Annotated in this window: 23 protein-coding genes; 7 read left to right on the top strand and 16 right to left on the bottom strand. The window is 63.5% G+C overall.

Annotated elements, in window-relative coordinates; translation table 11 throughout:
- Positions 1-54 precede the first annotated feature (54 nt).
- Entirely contained in the window at positions 55-1,275 is a 1,221-nt protein-coding gene (locus AOT96_RS01060; protein WP_231917375.1) for an HNH endonuclease signature motif containing protein, read from the top strand.
- On the opposite strand, the gene AOT96_RS01065 is transcribed toward AOT96_RS01060, so the two are convergent.
- From AOT96_RS01065 to AOT96_RS01100, 8 genes are all read right to left on the bottom strand, one after another.
- Entirely contained in the window at positions 1,272-2,873 is a 1,602-nt protein-coding gene (locus tag AOT96_RS01065) for a substrate-binding and VWA domain-containing protein (RefSeq protein ID WP_065351200.1), read from the bottom strand. The genes AOT96_RS01060 and AOT96_RS01065 overlap by 4 nt on opposite strands.
- Before the next feature lie 213 nt (positions 2,874-3,086).
- Positions 3,087-4,499, bottom strand: coding sequence for an acyl-CoA synthetase (locus AOT96_RS01070; RefSeq protein ID WP_065352740.1), 1,413 nt, complete (start codon positions 4,497-4,499; stop codon positions 3,087-3,089).
- A 12-nt stretch (positions 4,500-4,511) separates the two neighbouring features.
- On the bottom strand, positions 4,512-5,192 hold the full coding sequence (locus AOT96_RS01075; RefSeq protein ID WP_007726255.1) for a hypothetical protein: 681 nt from the start codon (positions 5,190-5,192) through the stop codon (positions 4,512-4,514).
- A 64-nt stretch (positions 5,193-5,256) separates the two neighbouring features.
- On the bottom strand, positions 5,257-6,360 hold the full coding sequence (gene dapC / locus AOT96_RS01080; protein ID WP_065351201.1) for a succinyldiaminopimelate transaminase: 1,104 nt from the start codon (positions 6,358-6,360) through the stop codon (positions 5,257-5,259).
- Positions 6,361-6,365: 5 nt separating this feature from the next.
- Positions 6,366-6,689: a ferredoxin gene (gene fdxA, locus AOT96_RS01085; RefSeq protein WP_003945248.1), complete on the bottom strand. Its 324-nt coding sequence runs from the start codon at positions 6,687-6,689 to the stop codon at positions 6,366-6,368.
- Positions 6,690-6,835: 146 nt separating this feature from the next.
- Positions 6,836-7,594: a hypothetical protein gene (locus tag AOT96_RS01090; RefSeq protein ID WP_007726264.1), complete on the bottom strand. Its 759-nt coding sequence runs from the start codon at positions 7,592-7,594 to the stop codon at positions 6,836-6,838.
- The gene (locus AOT96_RS01095; protein ID WP_003945208.1) at positions 7,594-10,152 is read right to left on the bottom strand and encodes a bifunctional FO biosynthesis protein CofGH; all 2,559 of its coding nucleotides are present in this window, start codon (positions 10,150-10,152) and stop codon (positions 7,594-7,596) included. Before AOT96_RS01095 ends, AOT96_RS01090 begins: the two co-directional genes overlap by 1 nt.
- A 118-nt stretch (positions 10,153-10,270) precedes the next feature.
- Positions 10,271-10,459, bottom strand: coding sequence for a hypothetical protein (locus AOT96_RS01100; RefSeq protein WP_003945217.1), 189 nt, complete (start codon positions 10,457-10,459; stop codon positions 10,271-10,273).
- Between the two features lie 82 nt (positions 10,460-10,541).
- Here AOT96_RS01100 and AOT96_RS01105 point away from each other — a divergent pair, with 82 nt between their 5' ends.
- Together AOT96_RS01105 and AOT96_RS01110 are read left to right on the top strand one after the other, a co-directional pair.
- Positions 10,542-11,045 (top strand): PH domain-containing protein, encoded by a 504-nt coding sequence (locus tag AOT96_RS01105; protein WP_065351202.1) that lies wholly within the window; start codon positions 10,542-10,544, stop codon positions 11,043-11,045.
- Positions 11,042-12,613, top strand: coding sequence for a PH domain-containing protein (locus AOT96_RS01110; protein ID WP_081305368.1), 1,572 nt, complete (start codon positions 11,042-11,044; stop codon positions 12,611-12,613). Before AOT96_RS01105 ends, AOT96_RS01110 begins: the two co-directional genes overlap by 4 nt.
- On the opposite strand, the gene AOT96_RS01115 is transcribed toward AOT96_RS01110, so the two are convergent.
- From AOT96_RS01115 to typA, 6 genes are all read right to left on the bottom strand, one after another.
- Positions 12,573-13,418, bottom strand: coding sequence for a uroporphyrinogen-III synthase (locus AOT96_RS01115; protein WP_003945251.1), 846 nt, complete (start codon positions 13,416-13,418; stop codon positions 12,573-12,575). The two genes, AOT96_RS01110 and AOT96_RS01115, sit on opposite strands and share 41 nt — an antisense overlap.
- Before the next feature lie 51 nt (positions 13,419-13,469).
- Positions 13,470-13,886 carry a hypothetical protein gene (locus AOT96_RS01120; RefSeq protein WP_065351203.1) on the bottom strand — a complete coding sequence of 139 codons (417 nt, stop codon included), beginning with the start codon at positions 13,884-13,886 and terminating at the stop codon, positions 13,470-13,472.
- A gap of 92 nt (positions 13,887-13,978) precedes the next feature.
- Complete coding sequence (locus AOT96_RS35625) at positions 13,979-14,137, bottom strand: hypothetical protein (protein WP_003945210.1); 159 nt, start codon at positions 14,135-14,137, stop codon at positions 13,979-13,981.
- Positions 14,138-14,244: 107 nt separating this feature from the next.
- Positions 14,245-15,129 carry an N-acetyl-1-D-myo-inositol-2-amino-2-deoxy-alpha-D-glucopyranoside deacetylase gene (gene mshB, locus AOT96_RS01125; protein ID WP_007726273.1) on the bottom strand — a complete coding sequence of 295 codons (885 nt, stop codon included), beginning with the start codon at positions 15,127-15,129 and terminating at the stop codon, positions 14,245-14,247.
- A complete protein-coding gene (locus AOT96_RS01130; RefSeq protein ID WP_007726274.1) occupies positions 15,126-16,910 on the bottom strand; it encodes an ABC transporter family substrate-binding protein in 1,785 nt (594 codons plus the stop codon). Before AOT96_RS01130 ends, mshB begins: the two co-directional genes overlap by 4 nt.
- Positions 16,911-17,060: 150 nt before the next feature.
- On the bottom strand, positions 17,061-18,968 hold the full coding sequence (gene typA / locus AOT96_RS01135) for a translational GTPase TypA (RefSeq protein WP_007726276.1): 1,908 nt from the start codon (positions 18,966-18,968) through the stop codon (positions 17,061-17,063).
- A 324-nt stretch (positions 18,969-19,292) separates the two neighbouring features.
- Here typA and AOT96_RS35630 point away from each other — a divergent pair, with 324 nt between their 5' ends.
- Positions 19,293-19,469 (top strand): hypothetical protein, encoded by a 177-nt coding sequence (locus tag AOT96_RS35630; RefSeq protein ID WP_003945207.1) that lies wholly within the window; start codon positions 19,293-19,295, stop codon positions 19,467-19,469.
- Here AOT96_RS35630 and AOT96_RS01140 read toward each other — a convergent pair.
- Positions 19,447-19,872, bottom strand: coding sequence for a (deoxy)nucleoside triphosphate pyrophosphohydrolase (locus tag AOT96_RS01140; RefSeq protein WP_007726279.1), 426 nt, complete (start codon positions 19,870-19,872; stop codon positions 19,447-19,449). The genes AOT96_RS35630 and AOT96_RS01140 overlap by 23 nt on opposite strands.
- 16 nt (positions 19,873-19,888) lie before the next feature.
- Here AOT96_RS01140 and AOT96_RS01145 point away from each other — a divergent pair, with 16 nt between their 5' ends.
- The 3 genes from AOT96_RS01145 to AOT96_RS01155 all read left to right on the top strand — a co-directional run bounded on the left by AOT96_RS01145 (position 19,889) and on the right by AOT96_RS01155 (position 21,683).
- Positions 19,889-20,191, top strand: coding sequence for a 4a-hydroxytetrahydrobiopterin dehydratase (locus AOT96_RS01145; RefSeq protein WP_003945236.1), 303 nt, complete (start codon positions 19,889-19,891; stop codon positions 20,189-20,191).
- A 271-nt stretch (positions 20,192-20,462) separates the two neighbouring features.
- The gene (locus AOT96_RS01150; protein WP_003945233.1) at positions 20,463-21,206 is read left to right on the top strand and encodes an Rv1157c family protein; all 744 of its coding nucleotides are present in this window, start codon (positions 20,463-20,465) and stop codon (positions 21,204-21,206) included.
- Positions 21,207-21,284: 78 nt separating this feature from the next.
- Positions 21,285-21,683, top strand: a complete 399-nt coding sequence (locus AOT96_RS01155) for a hypothetical protein (protein ID WP_042448789.1) — start codon at positions 21,285-21,287, stop codon at positions 21,681-21,683.
- Here the strand turns inward: AOT96_RS01155 and AOT96_RS01160 are convergent.
- Complete coding sequence (locus AOT96_RS01160) at positions 21,674-22,132, bottom strand: MarR family winged helix-turn-helix transcriptional regulator (RefSeq protein ID WP_003945257.1); 459 nt, start codon at positions 22,130-22,132, stop codon at positions 21,674-21,676. The two genes, AOT96_RS01155 and AOT96_RS01160, sit on opposite strands and share 10 nt — an antisense overlap.

Consider the following 22,132-nt stretch of genomic DNA (forward strand, 5'->3'; position numbering starts at 1 on the left):
AAACAGGCGATATCCGAAGAGACCATCGGACAATTCCGAGCATCACTCGTCAGCATGGATCGATCCATCGACAACGCAGCACGCGTGGATCTTCTGCGCGCTTTGGAAGAGTTGAAGGCCAGTTGCGCTGGTGCCCAGGCATTGCTGGCTGCCGATCTCGACGCGTTCACCCGCAACGACCGCGGCGAACGGGGAGTGCCGCGCGCATACCAAGGCCGTGGAATCAACGCGCAGATTGCCCTCGCACGGCGAGAGTCGGCTTGGTTCGGAACTCAGCATCTGAACCTGGCCCGCGCACTGAACGACGAGATGCCTCACACACTTCGACTACTCGTCGACGGCTCCATCAGTGAGCATCAAGCGACGATCCTCATGCGCGAGACTTCATGTCTCACCGCCCAGGATCGCGCTACATTGGATCGCGAGTTCTGCTGCGACGCTGCAATCTTGGACGGATGCGGCAACCATCAACTGACACAAAGAATCCGCGCACGCACTGCCGAAATAGACTCCGATAGTATTGCCAGACGAGCACGCAAAGCCGTGGGAGACAGACGAGTGACGTCACGGCCTGCGCCCGACACGATGTGCTGGCTCAATGTGTTCCTTCCCGTGGCCGAAGGTATCGCCGTGCACGCCACGCTCAGGCGCGACGCAGATTCCGTACTTGCCGGCGGGGACAAGCGCACCCGAGCGCAAATCATGGCTGATCTCCTGGTCGAGCGAGTTACCGGAATCGGCCGCGCCACACCGACACCCGTCACCGTGAATCTGGTTGTCTCCGACCAGTCATTGTTGGGCGAAAATTCCGACCCGGCGTACGTCCACGGGTACGGACCTGTACCAGCCGCTATTGCACGCGAATGGATCACCAAGGCCAGCGAAGACTCCGAAACGGTGGCAACGCTCCGAAAGCTCTACGCACGCCCCGATACGGGCGCGCTGACCGCAATGGAATCCACGGCGAGAACCTTCCCGAAGGGGTTGGCGCGATTGATCGAACTCCGTGATCGAAGCTGCCGTACTCCGTGGTGCGACGCGCCGGTTCGCCACCGCGACCACATTCGCGATCACTCGAGGGGTGGACTCACCAGCGCAGCCAACGGTGCCGGGTTGTGTGCGGCATGCAATTACGCGAAACAGGCATCGGACTGGACTGCCGAACCTGTACCAGGTAACCGGCACACCTTCACCACAACGACACCTACCGGGCACCGGTATTCGTCTGAGGCTCCGCCACTTCCGGCACCCTGGACCAGTCCGGATGCGGCCTAAGTTCCTCGGTGAGCCAATGCGTTCACGAACACCTCGGAAATCTCCGAGGGGTCACGAGCGATGTACGTCGAACCGCCCGTCACGCGGGAGATATCGGCGAGCGCCGCCGCATCTGCGTCATCGGTGATGCCGATGGTGACGATGATGACCGGACGCGCCGGATCCTGCTCGCGTGCAAGAACATCGAGCAACTGTTCACGGCTGATGCTGTCAGGATCTTCGTTTGCGCCGTCGGTCAAGATGATGACGCTGTTGACCGCTCGCGGATCGTACGATTCCTGAACCTTACGGAATGCGGCCAGCGTCGTGTCGTACAAACCTGTGGCGCCACGTTTGAGTTCGGTGAGCCGGTTCGCCTGATCTGCCATCAACTTTCGTTGAGTCACACCGTCGACGATCGTGTCGTAGCGCCTGATCGGCACCAATTCCTGGAAGTCCTGGGTTCCGTTCATACCTTGGGAAAACGCCCAGAGACCGGCAGCGACGCTGTCTGGGAAGACCTGATTGCCGGCCAGAGCAGCAGCAGTGGTCAACTGCATGCGCGTCTTGCCGCCTGCCGCCGGGTAGTCCATCGACGCAGACACGTCGATCGCAACGAGTGTCCGGATCGGCTTGGCCATCAGAGCCCAAGCACCCAGCGTTTGATCGGCCACCGACTGTTCGGACACGGTCAGTGCCGTGACGTCACCGACTCCACCTTCGACGGCTCCACCGCCGGAAGTACGGAACCCGCTGCGCGTCAGCACTTCCTGAGCAGATTCACTGTGCAACAGCTCAGCGATGGCGTCACTCTTCTTGGCTGCGGCGTAGTGCCGGTCCGGTGCCGAAGCACTGACCACCAGGGGGTAATCCATGATCATGGTTCCCGTCGCCGGTACTGTCGCGGAAATCTTCGACTCAGCCTTCGCGAACTCGACGACCTGTTGCTCAGTCGAAACACCGACCTTTCCGGAGCTGACCAATTCGGTGAGCATCTTCTGTCCTACCGGCTGATCTTCGGTACGAACACTCTCCGCTTGCGCATGGGGTACGAGTGCCGCTCGAACGGATTCGGAGGTAGCCCCGGTCTCCGCGAGAGCTCCGAGAATGGGCGCCGACGCAACCCCTGTGAACAACGGATTGCCCAACGCCAGATCGGGAACCTGTAGCGCCGCGAGCCAACTGGCAAACTGTTCGCCACCGCCGGAGGCGAGAACGACAGGCGAGGTGGCGATCGAACCGCTGGCGGCAGCGACCGGCCCCTTGGCCGTCAATGCAGCTTTGCCCACCCACGCTGTCGAATCCGGTATCCACATGTCCGGCGCGTCCACGCCCTTACCCAGGGTTCCCGCAACGTCCCCGGGCAGCGCAGAGGTGACCGTGATCCGCGAACAGCCTGTCTGCTCCGGCGACGATTCTGCGAGGATCTCCGTGACTGCCGGCGCGATCGCAGGATCCGCTGCCAGCGAGTACTCGTCGACGCTCTCGCAGGAATCGGACTGTGTTGCCTTGAAGACCACCACCCCGGTGGCGACTACCGCGACGGCAACCAACCCACCCACTGCGTAGAACCCGATCGACCGCCCGCTGTCAGGACTCGAATGCCGTCCGCCCGCCATGAAATCTGCCCTTCCGAGGCCACTCGCACTCAGGCATACCGACGGTATGCGCGCGACTGGAACTGTCCCTACCGGGCGGTAGTGTAGCCAAGAACACAGAAATTCCAACTAGCGCTGAATCGTCGGAGAACCGGCGAGCCCACATTTCGGGACGGGCCGGCCGAATTCACGAACCTTCAAGCGTCGCAGCGACTTTTCAGCAAACCGACCTGCCTAGAGCAGCTCACGCTTCTGAACCTTGCCCATCGCGTTACGTGGCAGAGTCTCGGCAAATCGAACCTCACGGGGACGCTTGTGCGCCGACAACTCCGCCCCGACCAACTCGACCAATTCGGCTTCGGTGACCTCGGGAGTCCCGGGCTTACGGACTACGACGGCGATGATCCGTTGCCCCAGATCGGCGTCGGGGACACCGATCACCGCAACTTCGGACACCGAAGGGTGCCCGAGGATGGCGGTCTCGATCTCGCCGGCGCCGACTCTGAATCCACCGGATTTGATCAAGTCGATGGATTCGCGGCCGACGATTCGGTGGAACCCACCCTCGTCGATGACGGCGACGTCACCGGTCTTGAAGTAGCCGTCCTCCGTCCAGGACTCGGCGGTTGCGTCCGGACGGTTCAAGTAGCCGTCGAAAAGCATCGGCCCACGTACCTGTAGGCCGCCGATACTCTGGCCGTCGTGCGGCACATCGTTGCCCTTCTCGTCACGAAGACGAGTCTCGACTCCGCGCAGCGGCACGCCGACCCACCCCGGGCGTCGCTCGCCGTCGAAACGCGTGCTCAGGGTCAGCATCGTCTCACTCATGCCGTAACGCTCGATGAGCGTCAATCCTGTTCGCTCCCGCAGCTTTTCGAAGACAGGCACGGGAAGCGGCGCACTACCGGAGACCAGAAGTCGGGCACCGGACAACGCGCGGGCAGCTTCTTCGTCTTCGGCGATACGCGACCAGACGGTGGGGACACCGAAGTAGAGGGAGCCTTTGGCCCTTGCGTAGTTTTCCGGCGTCGGCTTGACGGTGTGGATCACCCGGCTGCCGATCCGGAGGGGGCCGAGGATTCCGAGAATCAGTCCGTGCACGTGGAAGAGCGGAAGCCCGTGTACGAGGGTGTCTCGCCACGTCCAGTCCCAGGCCTCGGCGAGCGCGTCGAGCCCGGCTGCGATAGCCGAGCGACTGAGCAGAACGCCCTTCGGTGGGCCGGTAGTTCCGGACGTGTACAGGACGAATGCTGTGGACTGCGGTGCCGGTTCGGGATAGCTGTGCCACGAGCGAGCGTGCAATCGGACGGGAACCACGGGCAGACCTTCGCAGTGGTCGTCCGTTTCGCCGAGCCACGCCTGGGCACCGGAGTCACGCAGAATGTGCTCTCGCTCAGCCTTCCCCGAGTCCGGCGGGACCGGCACAACGGTGACGCCGGCAATCAACGCCCCGACGACGGCGAGAATCGTTTTTGCTGTGGGAGTTGCCAATACGGCAACCCGATCGGCCTGCGCCACTCGCTCCGCGACCGAGGTCGCGGCACCGAGAATGGCACTCCGCGAGAGAACCGTGTCACCGATCGTCACGGCGTCATCGAGTTCGTCACCGCGGGCAACAGCAAGGGGGTTCAAGGATCTCAGCAGCACCACGACAGCATCTCACAGCGCGGATGGTCGCAAACTTTCTCCTGCCCGACGCGCGTCCATCGAGTGCGGAGGGAACAGCGTCACCAGCGCAGCCCCCAAGAGCGCCCCGGAAAGCACCGCGAATCCGTGTGCGTCGTCGACCGTCACCAATGTTGCGCCGCCGACGACAATCACGACCGTCAGAACAATCTCAGGCATTCGCGGGCGCACCAGAACGCCGATCCCCGCGGCCGCCGCTGCCAGAGCAAGCGTGGCACCGGAGTTGCCTGCGCCGGTCGACGGGAAGACTGCGGTGGTGAGCAAACCGAACAACAGTTGACCGAGCAGGAAGAGAGCCCAGCCACGTGCGGCGCCCCAGAGCCGAAACGCAAGCGGTGCAACCACGGCCAGCGTCGCGAGATTGGTGACAGTTCCTGCGGCCCCTCCGTCCTGAACGAGCACGGAGGTCAGAATGCGCCACCATTGCCCGTCACGAATCAACGCGGGATCACGACGAAACATCTCGAGCAGTCCCGGCATCGCCGCCTGCAAGATGGAAGGCACTGCAACCATCAGCCAGAGGAGAGCTGCCGAGAGTGGGAATTCTCCGAAAACTCGACGACTTTTCAACCACACGAGCATCAGTGCAACCGAGGCAGCAACGACAGCAAAAATCAGTACCGCGTCCAAGCCGCCGGTCCCTGAGGTGGTCACAGCGCGACCTTACATCGGACCGATACCGACATCAGGGAACCTGACACCTGGGAAAGCACACGATTCAGGCGGAGAGGCGCTTTGCTGCCGCGGCGATTCGTTCGTCTGGTGCAGTGAGCGCGATCCGCACGTGCTTGCTCCCGCTCGGTCCGTAGAACTCACCGGGGGCAACGAGGATCCCACGATCGGCGAACCAACTGACCGTCGCTCGACATTCCTCGCCGCGCGTCGCCCAGAGGTACAGACCTGCCTCGGAATTGTCGACGGTGAATCCGGCGCCTCGAACAGCTTCGATCAACACACTACGACGCTCGCGGTACCGCTCGCGCTGGATGTTCTCGTGTTGGTCGTCGCCCAAGGCTGCGGTCATCGCCGCCTGGATCGGTAGCGGCAGGATCATGCCCGCATGCTTGCGCACCTCGAGCAGTTCCGACACCAGAGCCGGATCACCGGTGACGAACCCGGCGCGATAGCTCGCGAGATTGGACGTCTTCGAAAGTGAGTGGACCGCAAGCAAACCGGTCAGATCACCGTCGTTGACACGAGGATCGAGAATGGAGAGCGCATCGGCTTCCCACGTCAATCCGAGGTAGCACTCGTCGGAGACGACGATGGCGCCGCGCTCGCGCGCCCAGGCCACGACCTTCTGCAAGTGCTCGAGGCCGAGCACCTTGCCGGTGGGATTCGAGGGCGAGTTCACGAAGATCATCGCCGCCGACTCGGGACCGAGCTTGTTCAAGCCGTCGGCGCGCAGGACACGAGCACCTGCCAGTTTCGCTGCGACCTCGTACGTCGGGTACGCCAACTCCGGAATGACCACCAGATCGCCGGCTCCGAGACCGAGCAATTTCGGCAGCCACGCGATCATTTCCTTGGTACCGATGGCCGGCAGCACCGCTGCCGGATCGACGTCGGGAATGTTGTAGCGGCGATCCAGTGACTCCGCCACGGCCTCGCGAAGCGCGAGCGTGCCATGAGTCGTCGGGTATCCGGGCACCTCGGCAACAGAGGCCAGAGCCTCCTGAATCACCGGGTCCACCGGATCCACCGGCGTCCCCACGGACAGGTTCACGATGCCGTCGGGATGAGAGTGCGCCTTCGCCGTGACATCGGCGAGCGAATCCCACGGAAAATCAGGAAGCCCAGCGGCCACCGGAGTACGAGACAAGATCTCTATTCCTCACCCATCGGAGGCAGCGCCTTGATGAACGGCGTGTCGTAGTCGACCTTGCCGAGCTTGGCCGCTCCACCCGGCGAGCCGAGATCGTCGAAGAAATCGACGTTGGTGCTGATGTACGCGTTCCACTGGTCCGGGACGTCGTCTTCGTAGAAGATGGCTTCGACGGGACAGACAGGCTCACACGCGCCGCAGTCGACACACTCGTCGGGGTGGATGTAAAGCATGCGTCCACCCTCGTAGATGCAGTCGACAGGGCATTCTTCGATGCACGCCTTGTCCATCACATCTACACACGGTTCAGCAATCGTGTAGGTCACTGCCGATCTCCCTGCCTTCCTGTCGTGCATCGCCGCCGCAACACGCAGTTGCAAGGGGCCGAAAATCCGATACGACTCTCACGTACCGCGGGAACAGCCTATTATCCCCCTGCCGACCGACTCTGAGCAGGCGGGGGTAACACATTTCAGCCTACTGCGGTGATGTTCCTCGACCGAATCGCGATCCACTTCTCCCCCAGAGCGGCCGCGCGTACCAGTGCGCCCCGCTCACCGAGGTAATCCGCCACGACGCCGACCACCGGAATCTTGCCGATGATCTCGTACGGTTTTGTCCGAGACGGCCGCTTGTGCAACTCGTCCGTGATGGCACGAAAAGTCTTGGACGTGCGCCACAACATTCCGATGAGCGCGAACGGGCGCCAGGTCTCGTCGGCGCCGCCGGCTGATTTCTCGGCGAAGTCCTCTCCGGTGAGAAGCTCTCGAGACTTCGTCTCACGCCGGCACAGCACCGACGCCAGGAGGTCCACCTGCTGATCCCGTTCGGTCACTCCGTGTTCACGGGCAACCGCAACGAGCACAACGGCCTGATTCGCGAAGGCCAGCAGGTCCTGGATCGGCAACCGATTGAGGAGGACGCCGAAGATGCCGGGGAACGCCACGGCAACGGTGTTGAGTGCACCCAACCGGGTCGTCCACCACTTCGAGCGCTGCTCGTCGGTCATCACCGACCACGCCGCCGTCCCGGGGAACTTGACGACGTCGAGGACCCAAGCGGCCGCGTCCAACACCATCGCAGCAGCGTTTCGCTCGGGATCGGTCGGCTCGAACGTCCGACGCTTGATACCGAGCGGATCGCTGTAGGCGAGGTCGAGAACCGGGTTGATCCCCCACACCGCTCGATCGAGAACCTCGACGACCTTGCGGTCCCCCAGTACGTCAGCCATCAGGCAATCGCTCCTTCGCGTCGTGCATGTGTGGTGGTTCGTTCGCGTGCCGGACGTCCGATTCCCTCGGCGATGGCGCGCAGTTCTGCGACGGTCTTCTCGGAACCGTGTTCGGAGCCGGCCATCCGCGAGATCGTCTCTTCCATCAGCGTTCCGCCGAGGTCGTTGGCGCCGCCGTTGAGCATCATCTGCGTTCCGGTGATGCCAAGTTTGACCCAGCTGGTCTGGATATTGGGTATGCGGCCGTGCAGCATGATGCGTGCCAACGCGTGCGCAGCGCGGTTGTCCCGATTGGTCGGCCCTGGCCGTGAAGCGCCCGCCAGGTACAGGGGCGCGCTCTGGTGAACGAACGGCAGCAGCACGAACTCCGTGAATCCGCCTGTACGGTCCTGGATTCCGCGAAGAACGTTCAGGTGCCCGACCCAATGGTGCGGCTGATCGACATGCCCGTACATCATCGTCGAACTCGACCGCAGCCCCACCTCGTGGGCCGTGGTGACCACTTCGATCCATTCCGCCGTCGGCAGTTTGCCCTTGGTGAGGATCCAGCGCACCTCGTCGTCGAGGATCTCCGCTGCCGTACCGGGAATGGTGTCCAGGCCCGCCTCACGAAGGGCCGTCAGCCAATCCCTGATGCTCTCACCACTGCGCGATGCACCGTTCACGATCTCCATCGGAGAGAACGCGTGGACGTGCATCGACGGCACGCGCTTCTTGACGGCCCGGACCAGGTCGGCGTAACCGGTGACGGGAAGTTCCGGATCGATACCGCCCTGCATGCACACCTCGGTTGCGCCGGCGACGTGCGCTTCCCACGCACGGTCGGCGACCTGCTCTGCCGACAGCGTGAACGCGTCGGCGTCACCCTTGCGCTGCGCGAACGCACAGAATCGGCAGCCCGTGTAGCAGATGTTGGTGAAGTTGATGTTCCGGTTCACCACGTAGGTGACGTCCTCGCCGACGGCATCCTTGCGCAGCGCATCCGCCAGTGCCACAACGGCTTCCAGGCCCGGGCCCTCCGCCGTGGCGAGGGCCAGGTACTCGTCGTCGGAACATCCGGCCGGGTCGCGTTCGGCACTGCGGAGCGCAGCCAGCAGATCGGTGTCGACGCGAATCGGAGCACTGAGCTCGAGAACCTGTTCGCGCACGGTCTCCCAGTCGCCGAACGCACTGCCCAGGTCACTGCGGGTCTCGGTGTTGCGCCCGTCCGTGTCGATCTCGGTATTGAGATCGACGCGTCCGCTCGATTCCCACGACTCGTCCGGTTCCTGCCACGGCCGACCCACCGGCTTGGTGTCGGGCAAGGCGAGACCGGTTTTGGGATCCGCCAGCGCCTGCACGTGACCCGCAATACGCGGATCGATCCACGGAGCCCCGGCCAGGACATATGCCGGCTGAGCCGCAGTGCGTTCGGTCAGCGTGAAGCCGCCCTCGGCGCTGATCTCGGCCAAGGTCTCGAGATTCGGCCAGGGACGCTCGGGGTTGACGTGATCGGGGGTCAACGGTGATACCCCGCCCCAGTCGTCCACGCCTGCGCCGAGCAGCGCGAGGCACTCGCTGTTCGAGACGAGATTCGGCGGACTCTGGATCCGCATCGTCGGCCCGAGCAGCAGGCGTGCGACGGCGATGGCCGCGAGAAACTCGTCGAGTCCAGCATCAGGCGTATTGCGCATCGCGGTATCGGGCTTGGCCAGGAAGTTCTGAATGATCACTTCCTGGATGTGGCCGAACGCCTTCTGCGACTTGCGTATCGCCATGATCGACTCGGCACGTTCGAGGAAGTTCTCCCCGATGCCCACAAGAATTCCCGTGGTGAAGGGGATGTTCAGTCGGCCTGCGTCGGTCAGGGTGCGTAGCCGAACCGCCGGGTCCTTGTCCGGGCTGCCGTAGTGGCACTCACCCTTGTCGGTGAACAGCCGGGTAGCGGTCGTCTCGAGCATCATGCCCATCGACGGCGCAACGGGCTTGAGCCGCGAGAGTTCCTGCCAGCTCATCACACCGGGATTGAGGTGTGGGAGCAGGCCTGTCTCCTCGAGTACCCGGATCGACATCGCTCGCACGTAGTCGAGGGTGGAGTCGTAGCCGCGTTCGTCCAGCCATTGCTTGGCTTCCGGCCAGCGAGCCTCGGGGCGATCCCCCAGCGTGAACAACGCTTCCTTGCAGCCCAATTCGGCGCCTGCCCTGGCAATGTCCAAAACCTCGTCCGGTTCCAGGAACATGCCGTGCCCAGCGGCACGCAGCTTCCCCGGCACCGTGACGAATGTGCAGTAGTGGCACTTGTCCTGGCACAGACGGGTCAGCGGAATGAAAACTTTCCGCGAATACGTCACGGTGTTCGGCCGACCCGCTGCCAGCAGACCGGCATCGCGAACCTTGGCCGCCGAAGAACACAGATCGGTCAGATCGGTTCCCCGTGCCTGCAGCAGCGTTGCCGCCTCGTCGACGTTCAGGGTCGCTCCGTCGCGTGCACGACGGAGAACTCGCCGCATCGCCGACGCTGACGGGCCGGGCGACGGACTGGACGAGGCGGACGCGGAAATACCTGGCATCGGAAGCATGGTGGGTTTGCCGGAGTCATCACCAGTTCGGTTCACCTAGCGATCATGCGCCATGTGGGACGACTAGTGCCACCCGGTGCCAGAAGTAGGAGGCCTCACCGCCCCGACACCGCCTCGATCACGACGGCCGGTAGTCGTCGTCGACCGCAACCTCGACTCGTTGATCCACGACGTCAGCCACTGGCGCGTCGAGCGGAATGTCGGTCAGATCGGGTTCTTCAGGGGCGTTCGGATCTACGGGTGTCGATTGTTCGAGCGCATCTGATTCCGGAGCCTCCGGGTCGAATGTCGCATCTTGTTCGGTCATCACGTGCTCCCTTCGCGGTCGCCACACTCCACGATAGGGCCGATGTCGACAGATCGCCCCTCACTCGACCAAAGTAGTGCCCATGACTGCGCCGCAACCGCTGACCATGGCCGACCCGTTATGGCGACCCAGCACCAAAGCCCCGAGGCTGTGGGCAATCACTGCCTCACTGTTCTGGGTACCCGTCATCGTCGCCGAAATCGTCTGTGCCGTCTTGGTGCCCGGAATCCCGTCCTGGGTGGTCGGCACCGTATTCGCAGTCACCGTACTCTTCGCTGCCACCTACATTCTGATGGTCCCGGCGTGGCGGTATCGGGTCCACCGATGGGAGATCAGTGACACCGCGGTATACACCCGCACCGGCTGGTTCACCCAGGAGCGACGCATCGCACCGATCTCGCGCGTGCAGACCGTGGACACCGAGCGCGGACCGATCGACCGCATGTTGGGTCTGGCAACCGTCACGGTCACGACAGCGTCGTCGGCCGGGGCCGTGAAGATCTCCGCACTCGACCAGGAAGTCGCCGACCGCACGGTGGCTCAACTGACGGAGATCGCGGGTAGCAACGTGGGAGACGCGACGTGAACGAGAAACAGTTGGGCGACCCGACCGCGATCGAGATCCCGGTAGAGGCGGAAACGGCAGCTGCCGAGGCCGCGGAAGAGGAACAGCCCTGGCTCCGCCTCGACCGACGCATGCTTCTGGTCCACCCCGTCAACGAAGTCGTCAAACTGCTCCCGGTCCTACTCGTCTCCGTAGTTCTCGGCAGCCAATCCGGAAACCACTGGTGGGGACTCGGCGTCGTCACTCTGCTCGTCATCTTCGGTTTGTTGCGGTATTTCACCACCACGTACCGAATCGGACCCGTCCACGTTCAACTGCGCACCGGGGTCTTCCAGAAAAAGCTGCTCTCCGTCCCGCGTAGCCGCATCCGATCCGTCGACGTCGAGGCCGGGGTCATGCACCGGTTGCTCGGACTGTCGATCGTGCGCATCGGTACCGGCCAGCGCGCCGGGAGCGGCCACGATTCGAACAAGTTCGAGCTCAACGCCCTGTCGACCGCCCTGGTTCCGGACCTACGCGCCGCACTGTTGGCCGGCGCCCAGCAAGCACGGCGACTGGAAACCCCGGGCACGCCGGTCGAAAGCATCACCGAACCGGTCGACACCGAAATCGGTCACTGGGAACCGAGTTGGGTTCGCTACGCCCCCTTTTCGTTCACCGGAATCGCCATCATCGCAGCCATCATCGGCATCTCGTTCCAATACGGCATCGGCACTGCCGTCGCGAAATCCTCGGCAGTGAGCGACAGCTTCGACTCACTCGAGAGCCTCGGCATCGCACTGATGGTCGTCATCGCACTCGTCGTGCTGCTGGTGCTGTCGAGTGCACTCGCCTGCGTCCAGTACCTGATCGCGTTCGGCAACATGAAACTCACCGACAACGGCCGCATCCTGCATGTCAGTCACGGCCTGTTGAAGACTCGGCAAACCACACTCGACCGCGCCCGCCTCCGCGGCACGACGCTCAAGGAACCGCTCCTGCTGCGATTGGCCCGCGGCGCGCGGCTCGACGCCATCATGACCGGGGTCAGCGCCGAGAAGAAGGAATCTTCGCTACTGCTCCCGCAGGGACCGCGCAGGGAAGCCGAGCGAGTGATGGCCACCGTGATCGGTGACTCACGCCAGGCGTCCGCCCCGCTGATCCCGCACGGCCCGGCCGCGCGGCGTCGCCGGTACACCCGAGCACTGTTCCTCGCCGCGGTGGCGTTCCTGGTCTGTGTGGCGTGCGCGGCTTCTGGACTCGATGTACCGATCTACGCGTGGTTCGGGGTCGCCGTACTCGCCATCGGTGGCACCGCCCTCGCCTTCGACCGATACAACGGCCTCGGCCACGCAGTACTACCCGGATGGTTGATCACCCGAAACGGCTCGCTCGATCGCCAGCGTCACAGTCTCGAATCCGAAGGTGTCATCGGATGGACGGTGCGCGAGACGTTCTTCCAACGACGCGCGGGAGTGGCAACCGTCGTCGCCGCGACGCCCGCCGGCACCGGAAGCTACGAGGTGATCGATCTCCCCGCCGAGAACGCGTGGGCATTGATCGAAGCCGTCACTCCGGGCGGTGGCGACGTGTGGGCAGGTCGTCGATGATGAGCCGCGCCAGCGAACCGAGACGCGATCGCTCCGGCTGGATGGTCGGAACACCGAGGAGTTCCAGCGGGGCGGCCGTCACCGGTCCGACGCAGTAGGTCGGTACCGGTCCGCGCATAGCTGCGACGAACCGCTCCAGCTCGCCCATTTCTTTTGCCGTGCTGAGCATCGAGGAGACCGCGGGGGCACTGGTGAAGGTCAGCGCGTCGATCGCACCGGAACGAACTGCAGCGACCAACGCGCGGACCGGCGACTGATCCGGCGGCCGGATCCACCGATAGACCGATACCGGAGTGACAACCGCGCCGATGTCGGCGAGGGAGGCGCTCAGGTCCGTCAACGGCTCCCATTCGGTGATGGTGCCGTGCAACTGGACTGCGATGCGCAAGCCTGCCACTCCCTCGCTTCCGAGATGTGCCAGAACTTCCTCGGACGACTCACCCGAAGGCGACCATTCCTCGCGCAGTCCGGCGCCTCGGATGGCACCCGTCGCCTTGGGGCCGCGGGCGATGATGCGCGTGTGGGCGAGAGCCCCGAGGAACTCCTCGGTCAAACCCCACGAGGCGACGGCGTCGAGCCAACCCCTGAAGCCGATCCCGGTACTGATCACGACCAATTCCGGAGGATCGGCAATCAAAGCGGACGTCTGAGTCCTCAGGTCTCGATCGTCCACCAACGGCAGCACATGGATCACCGGTGTCCGCACGATCTCCGCGCCTCGACGTTCGAGGAGCGTCGCAAATTCTTCGACACGCCGTTCTGCGGTCAAGGCGATAGTCGCACCCGCCAAATCATGTTCAGCCACAGGCTGAGTGTCCCTTATGCACGGGTCAGTTTCCTACGCGCGCGCCGAGAACTATTGCGAGCTGAGGGTGGCGAGTCTGTTGATCGCCACTTTGAAGAGGAAAACGGAGGCCGGAGCGATCGCACCGACCAGCAGCAGGAAGGTCAGAGGGGACGAAAGCACGAGTACGTCGCCGCCGGGGCCGCCCACCATGCACACCAAGAACCCGACGATCCAACCGGCGAGCGGCAATGCGGCCCTACCCGGCGTCGTAACCGTGCGGGCGGCGATCACCAATACGAGGTTCGCGGTCGCGGCTACGAGAATGCTGATGGGAAATGCCGTCGTACCGAGATGAGTCGGCAAGAACAGGACGGACAACACCGCGCACAGGAATCCGTCGAAAATCAGGACGCCGAGGATGACAGGGTCGAGCCACGACAGCGACGTTCCTGTCGAGGCGTCCGTGTTGTTCTCGACGGTCGTCATGGTTTTGATAGTGGTCTATCGGTCGTCATCGCGCGAGCGCGGGGTCCCTCCAGACAAGCACCCCGGCTCGCGCCCGAAAAGCACGAAGCTGATCAGGGAACCGGCGGGAACCCGAGCAGAGTCAGCAAATGACTCTGCTGATCTGCGAATGCGTAGAGCGACCCGTAATACAAGTCGTGGTAATAACCAGCCATCGGACGCAACGAATCGACGAAGGCGACGATCTGGTTCTGCAGGTCCCAGTTGTACATTTCTTCAGCCCCCAGGCTTTGCTGTTACCGAAAGGACCACCCATCCGGTGACACGCATCACACACCACTACGGCGTCGATCGCAATGCCTGTGAGCCGACGCCCAGGTCAGCTGTGCAGCCCGCCGAACAGATCGCGCTCGCGGCCGTCCTCACCCACCGGACCGAGCGCGCCGGCGGCCAATACGAAATGCTCGACCGTCAGGATCGGTTGGACCACGTTGTTCGACAATGCGAACTCGGCTCGGCTCGGGGCTACCGTCACCTGAGTGGCGTGGGCGCTCAATGCCCTCGCCTTCGCATCGATGACGCCTCGAACGTCGATTGCCGTCGTCACGTCTGTGTCCTCGACGCTCGGCAATTCCCCGGGCTCGGGCAGACGCCAGTTCTCCGGGAACTCGGAAATCGCCGCGATGCCGCGTTCGAGTCCGCTGCGCTCGGTCACGGTCCAGTAGAACTTCGGAGTCGACCACGGCTCGCCGGTCTCGGGATACGCGGTCGTTCCTGCAGCTTCGACGGCCGCTGTCGTGATCGCGTGCGCCTGGATGTGATCCGGGTGCCCGTAGCCGCCGTTGGGGTCGTACGTGATCACGACGTGCGGCCGAATCTCACGAATGACGGCTACCACCGCGCCGACTGCTTCGTCGAGTCGAGCATTGACAAAAGCACGGGGATTGGCGGCCGAAGGTGTGCCGATCATTCCGGAGTCGCGATACCGACCGGCACCGGCGAGGAAGCGAGGAGCGGCACTGCCCAAAGCCGACAAAGCAGCGCTCAGTTCCGCGATCCGGTAGCCACCGAGTTGATCGGCCTCGGAAGCCACGAGCCCGGCCCACGCATCACCGATCACTTCGCCTTCCTCCCCCAACGTGCAGGTGAGGACTGTGACCTCGACGCCTTCGGACGCGTATCGCGCGATGGTGCCACCGGTGGTGATCGTTTCGTCGTCCGGATGTGCGTGCACCAACAGAAGTCGCTTCGCCGACGCGGTCACTTTTCCACCCTCACCCAGTCCGTAGCGTTTCCGAATATCCCCACCTGCACCGGCCCGTCGAGGACCACGCCCTCGACTCCGGTCCCGACCGCGACCAGCGCTCGGCTCTGCACGATCGGCAAAACCGCCGCAAGATCCCACAGCCTGGGTTCCGCATCGGCGATCAACGACCCCAGATCCCCGATGCCACTGAGCGCTTCGTCGATCCGACCTTGCAACGCCGGATCACACAGCCCGGACAGGTTGCTCGGAGCCTCGACGCTTGTCGTTCGGATGGGCTCCGGTGTCTGCGACGGCGTCGGTGCGGGCACTGCCGAACTTGTTGCCGGAGTGGAAGGTGCGCTCGGGCAACTGAACCGCGAGGCCAGCGAAGTGGCCGTGTCGGCGCCTGCCCGGCTCCAACCGACGATCATGTCGACGCGTCCTGTCGTCAGGTCCTCGCCGTAGAGTTCCTCCGGCGCCACCGATTCGACGGTCGCCAGGATTCCCACGTCACGCAATTCGTCGGCAGCGGTGTTTGCCACGGCGATCGCGATGTCGTCGTTTTCGGGAGCGCCGATCAGCAGTGTCAACTGGGCGCCGTCACGGACGATCGATCCGACCGTTCCAGTGCCCGTGACGATTCCGGTGGGCGGTGCCGTCAGGTAGCCGGCTGCAGTCAGCTCGCCCAGCGCCTGCTCCCTGGTCGGTTTCGGCGGCGCGGTGGGCGCATATCCCGGATCCGACGGAGCGAGGATCTGAGCTTTCACCGGGGCCGACGCCGATTCACTCCCTGCCGCCACCACGGCGAGCAGGTCCGGATCGAGCAGTCCCAGAACACCTTTACGCACCCGAACATCCGCGAAGTTCTTGCTTCGCCCGTTCACGTTGATGTCGAGAGTGCGCGGAACGTAGGAGAATGCCGTCCTGACACCCGGGATTGCAGACAGCTGAATATCCGTGGCACTACCCGAATGAACCTGCGCCACTTGGGCATCGTCGGTACGCAGCGCATCCGCCAACTGCGCAGCCGTTCCTCCGCGTCGCAGAACTATCTGATCCGGGTCTGAAGGCTTGCCCCAGAATCGGTCGTTGCGTTCGAGCACGATTTCGTCCCGGCCGCGGTCGACCGAGCGCACGTGAAAGTGGGCTCCCGACACCGGAATCCCCTCACTCAGGCCGGTGCTGAAACCGCCGGGAGTGTCCTTGATCAGGTGGGACGGAAGAATATCGGTGAACAACTCTCGCCATGCCGGATACGGCGCACGCATCACGACGTTGACCGTTTTGCCGCCGCCGGACGAGTTCACGTCGTCGATCATCTGATAGCCCGCGGGATTGACCACACCGGGAACCGAGATCATCTGCTGCCACAGGTAGCGAAAGTCTTCTGCCGCAATGGGAGCGCCGTCCGACCATTGGGCTTCGTTGCGCAGTTGGTAGCGAATCGTGAACGGGGCCTCCGACGTCACTTCAGCGGAAACGAGGAAAGAATCGTCGATCGCCCACTCCGTCGCGCCAGGTTGTGTGGGCGAATTGATCGGGCGAAACGCACTGGGCAGTACGAGGTTGCCGACTGCGGAGTTGACCGGCGACTGATCCGCGAGCAGGTGCGGGTTGAATCCGCCTCCCACCTCGTCGATTGCCACAGTGACCTGCTTCATCGCCGGAACGACCGGAGTCGGTGTGGGCTTGACGGTTTCGGTGCTCTCGACCGGAGGCGGCGGATCGGCTGTACATGCAGTCAGTGACAACGCCGTCACTGCCACTGCCAACGCCAGGTAGCGACGTCCTGAGGCCACAGACAATTCCTTCCGTACGGGGCCGCGTCGCCCCTTCGCACTCGATTTCCAGGCAGAACTTTGCCTGGAAACCATGAAGGCGAATGTACCTTTCCGCCGAAAACTCGGCTGAAAGGCACATCCGCCTGTCAGGTTGTAACCGACGAAAGACTACAGAGCAGCCTTGTCGCGTGCCTTGCTACGTGAACGCTCGCGAGCGCGCTCGGTTGCGTTGAGGTGCACCTTGCGGACGCGAACGTCCTCCGGGGTGACCTCGACGCACTCGTCGCTGGAGCAGAACTCCATCGCTGCTTCGAGTTCGAGCTTGATCGGCTTTGCGAGGGTCTCCATCACGTCTGCGGACGACTGACGCATGTTGGTCAGCTTCTTCTCGCGGGTGACGTTGATGTCGAGGTCTTCCTGACGCGGGTTGATACCGACGACGTGTCCCTCGTAGGTGTCTGCGCCGGGCTCGACGAAGAAGGTTCCGCGGTCGGCCAACTGGATCATGGCGAACGGCGTCACCGTGCCGGAGCGGTCCGAGACGAGCGAGCCGGTGTGGCGCGCACGGATCTCGCCGGCCCACGGGCCGTATCCGTCGAACACGGCGTTGGCGATACCGGTTCCGCGGGTTTCCGTGAGGAAGTCCGTGCGGAAGCCGATGAGGCCACGCGAAGGAACGATGAACTCCATGCGAACCCAGCCTGCGCCGTGGTTCGACATCTGGACCATCTTGCCCTTGCGGTTGGCCAGGAGCTGCGTGATGGCGCCGAGGTACTCCTCGGGGCTGTCGATGGTCAGCTCTTCGAAAGGCTCGTGAACCTTGCCGTCGACGAGCTGCGTGACAACCTGCGGCTTACCGACGGTGAGTTCGAAGCCTTCACGACGCATCTGCTCGACGAGGATGGCGAGCGCGAGCTCTCCACGACCCTGGACCTCCCACGCATCGGGGCGACCGATGTCGAGGACCTTGAGCGAGACGTTACCGACGAGCTCCTGGTCCAGGCGGGACTTGACCATGCGTGCAGTCAGCTTGTGACCCTTGACGCGACCGACGAGCGGTGACGTGTTGGTGCCGATAGTGACCGAGATTGCCGGCTGGTCGACGGTGATGCGGGGCAGTGCGACCGGGTTCTCCAGATCGGCGAGGGTGTCGCCGATCATGATGTCCGGGAATCCTGCGACGGCGCAGATGTCACCGGCGACGGCGACCTCACCGGGAACGCGCTCGACACCGATGGTCGTGAGGAGTTCGGTGATCTTGGTCTTCGTGACGACGGGCTCGCCGTCGACCTCGCGGCACCAGGACACGGTCTGGCCCTTGCGCAGCTCGCCGTTGTGGATGCGAACGAGTGCGAGGCGACCGAGGAATGCGGATGCGTCGAGGTTGGTGACGTGAGCCTGCAGCGGTGCGTCGACCGAGCCCTTCGGCGCGGGGACGTACTCCATCAGCACCTGGAAGAGTGCGGTGAGGTCCTCGGCGTCGGGAGCCTTGCCGTTCTCGGGCTGCACGGTCGATGCCTTGCCTTCGCGACCGGACGCGTAGAGGACGGGAAGTTCGAGTGCGAGCTCAGCGGCTTCGGCGGCCTCGTCGGACAGGTCCGATGCGAGGTCGAGGAGCAGGTCCTGAGCCTCGGTGACAACCTCTTCGATGCGGGCGTCGGGGCGGTCCGTCTTGTTGACGACCAGGATGACGGGCAGCGAAGCGGCGAGTGCCTTGCGCAGCACGAAACGCGTCTGCGGCAGGGGTCCCTCGGAAGCATCGACGAGCAGGACGACGCCGTCGACCATGGACAGGCCGCGCTCGACCTCGCCACCGAAGTCGGCGTGGCCGGGGGTGTCGATGACGTTGATGACGGTGATGGAACCGTCTTCGTTGACCTTATGTACTGCGGTGTTCTTCGCGAGAATGGTGATGCCCTTCTCGCGTTCGAGGTCGCCGGAGTCCATAACGCGATCGACCAGCTCGGCGCGCTCCTCGAACGCGCCGGACTGACGAAGCATGGCGTCGACGAGGGTGGTCTTGCCGTGGTCGACGTGTGCGACGATGGCAACGTTACGGAAGCTGGTGATGGTCACGCGATGGCTCTCCTGGCTGAGTTGATTCGGCCACGCGAAAGTCAAGTCGCACGGCTCTTCTGGTGGCCGCTGCACGAGTGTGTGATCCGAATCAGGGCACGAATCGCCTGAGAAGGCACCGCGGCCTAGTAAATACTACTCGCTCCGGGCTGATACTCCTGCATTGTGCGGCCTCTATCACCGCCCCCACCAGCGAATAGTGATCTGCACCACGCCGATGCGCGTAGGATTACGACCTGGAGAAACAGGTCATTTAAGGGTACGCTAACCTCGTTCCAAGAGCGGGCTCTCCGCCGTAGTGAAACAGGAAAGCCGCAGCGTCACATGGGAAAAGTCAAGGCAAGCAAGGTCTCGCAGCTCAAGCCGAAGAAGAAGTGCTGCCGCAAGAAGACGCGGTGCATCAAGTGTCCCGTCGTCATCATGCGGATGAAGAAGCTCGAGAACGAGGGCGCATCCAAGAAGGAACTGAAAGCGGGTCTCAAGAAGGCTCGTGCGGCGTAAGCGCGCTCAATTCCGCGAGTAACTCGGGGATCCAGGCTCGATCGTTGTCCACCAGATCCATCGACAACAGTTCTTCGGCGTCGACCCATGTCAATTGAGCATGGTCGAGCGCGACCGGTTCTCCCGACACCAACTCCGCCCGGTAGGCCCGCAGGACCAACCCCGGCGACAGTGGCACGTCGACACCGATTCTGGCGCCGCATCTCACCTCGACCGCCAGTTCCTCGAGCAGCTCCCGCGCCAACGCGTTCTGTGGCGATTCGAATTCTTCGACCTTCCCGCCCGGCAGCTCCCAACGACCGGCCAAAGCCGGCGGACTCGTCCGCTGCGCGAGGAGCAGCCTTCCCTCGCGGAAGATCGCACCGGCGACAACTTCCCGATCCCTTGCAGGTGCATCACTCATCGCACCATGATGGAGTATGGCCACTTTGTTGTCCGACTCCGCGATCCAAAACGCTCTCGACGAACTGCCCGCCTGGCAACTGTCGCCAGGGTCGATCACTCGCACGGTCGACTCCGCGACATTCCCGGACGCCATCGCGCTTCTTCAACGCATCGCGGCAGTCGCCGAGGCCGCGGATCATCATCCCGACATCGACGTTCGCTGGCGAAAGGTCACGTACACGCTTTCGACACACTCGGCGGGCGGTCTCACGGAACTGGACTTCGACCTTGCCCGTCGAATTGACGTACTCGTCGACGATTCGGTCCGTTTCGACTGATCTTCGAGTGAACAAACCTCGCAATCTGACGTAACAGTTGCATCAACTTTCACATAGATCACTTCAGTCACAGGTATGGTCGCCGTAAATCACGATCGAGGCCGGTCATGCCATAGACTCCCCCCGGTGCGTAGCTGCTCAGCAACTGAACAGCTGTACAACCCGGGGGCTCTGTACATAGAGTGACCCCTCGAGCCGTCAAACGCGGAGCTCGCCTAGGCGCCCGCGCGGTATGACTAAGGATGGGGAAACAGTGCTTCGAACCCGAGGTATGCGAAAGGCGTTCACCGCCGTCGCTATTGCCGCAGTAGCAGGACTGGCATTGCCGGCACAGGCAATGGCCGATCCGGCAGCACCGCCCGCACCCGAAAGTGTGCCGATCGAGTTCCTCGCATCGTTTGCGCCCGCCATCATCGGCGCCGCCGCAGGTCCGGCCGATGTTGCAGGCGGACCGCAGCAAGCGTTGCTCGACCAGGCTCGCGCGATCCTGAACTCCCCCGGCATTCCGCCCGAGATCAAGGCCACCCTCGAGAAGGTCATCACCTTCCTCGACGGCAGCGGCGGCGGCGGACCGGCGATCCCGGACGAGAACGCCCCCGTCATCGCGCAGTTCCTCTACCCGACGCTTGGCAAGGGCTGCATCTCGGCCACCGCCGATTCGGTCGGAACTGCACTTGCCGTTCCCGGCCCGGCCCACCTGCCTCCTCCCGGTCCCGCTGCCGGTCAGGCCGGATTCGTCTTCACCGCTCTCGGTACGGCTCCCGCCGTCGACGACCAGCCGGTGCCGATGACCGTCACCTGGGTCAACATCGACAACCAGCGCAGCGCCACCCAGAACTTGACCAACGCCGCACGCATCAACCCGGACGGCCCAGCCACTCTGTCGGCTATCGCCGATACCGGCCCCGGACGCGTTCTCTCGGTGATCAGCGGTTCGCTGACCACCCAGCCGGAAGGCGCAGATCGCATCACCTGCAGCTTCCTTCCGACCGTGGGCATGTTCGCGGTAGCTTGATCGAAGTCTTGTGAAAGGGACCCACCGAATTTCGGTGGGTCCCTTTTGCATCTCCGATCACCGTGATAGACCCGATAGATGGGACATCTACGAGTGGACATCACGCACGGTCGTCCAGAGAAGAAATCCGGCCCAGACCAGTCGATACGGTCACACAAGTCGACGCGATCGATACTGTCCATCCGATCCGAGGGGTCCATTCTCTCGATCGGATCGGCGTACTCGATCCTGTCGATCGGTAGCGTCGGCTCTTTTCTTTCGATCGGAAGCATCGGGTCTACGGCGTCGGTCCTGAGTTCGGGCTCGTTCGCCAGTCTCGGGTCCGCGCTGTCCGGTCTCTCACGTTGGTCACTGCTCTCCTGGCGTGGAAATCATGCAGCCCCCGAAGAACACCCGAAACTTGTTGTCATTGCGCCGGAATCGGATTCGAGCGATCCGGACCGCTCACTACGATCCGTCTCGCACTCTCAGACCTGATTCGGTCGCGGCCATTCGCGGCCTTCCAGCGCTTCGACCGAGGTATTGAATTGCCGCAGTAGGTCACCGAGCGCGAGACGCTGCTCCGGCGTCCACTCGCGGAGGACCTTTTCGACACCGGCTGTCGAATGTTCGCGATCAGCACGAAGTTTCGACAGCCCCTGCGCCGTCGGCCGGACCTTTCGCGCGAGCCCTCCGTCCGGATCCTCCACTCGCTCCACCAAGCCCTGACGCCTCAGCGCGCCGATCTGCCGGTTGATGGTGGAGATGTCGAGCGAGAAAGCGCAGGAGAGCTCCTTGAGGCTCATGGGATGTTGCAATTCCAGTCGACCGAGCAGTAGATACGCCGACCGGTCCAGATGAAGTTCGGCCCGTTGTGCGAGCGCGTGGTAACGCGAGAGCAGAGTCAACTCGTACTCGATATTCACCAGATCAGGGTCCCGGTCCAT

It is taken from the genome of Rhodococcus sp. 008 (assembly GCF_001682295.1).
Taxonomy (GTDB): domain Bacteria; phylum Actinomycetota; class Actinomycetes; order Mycobacteriales; family Mycobacteriaceae; genus Rhodococcus_F; species Rhodococcus_F qingshengii.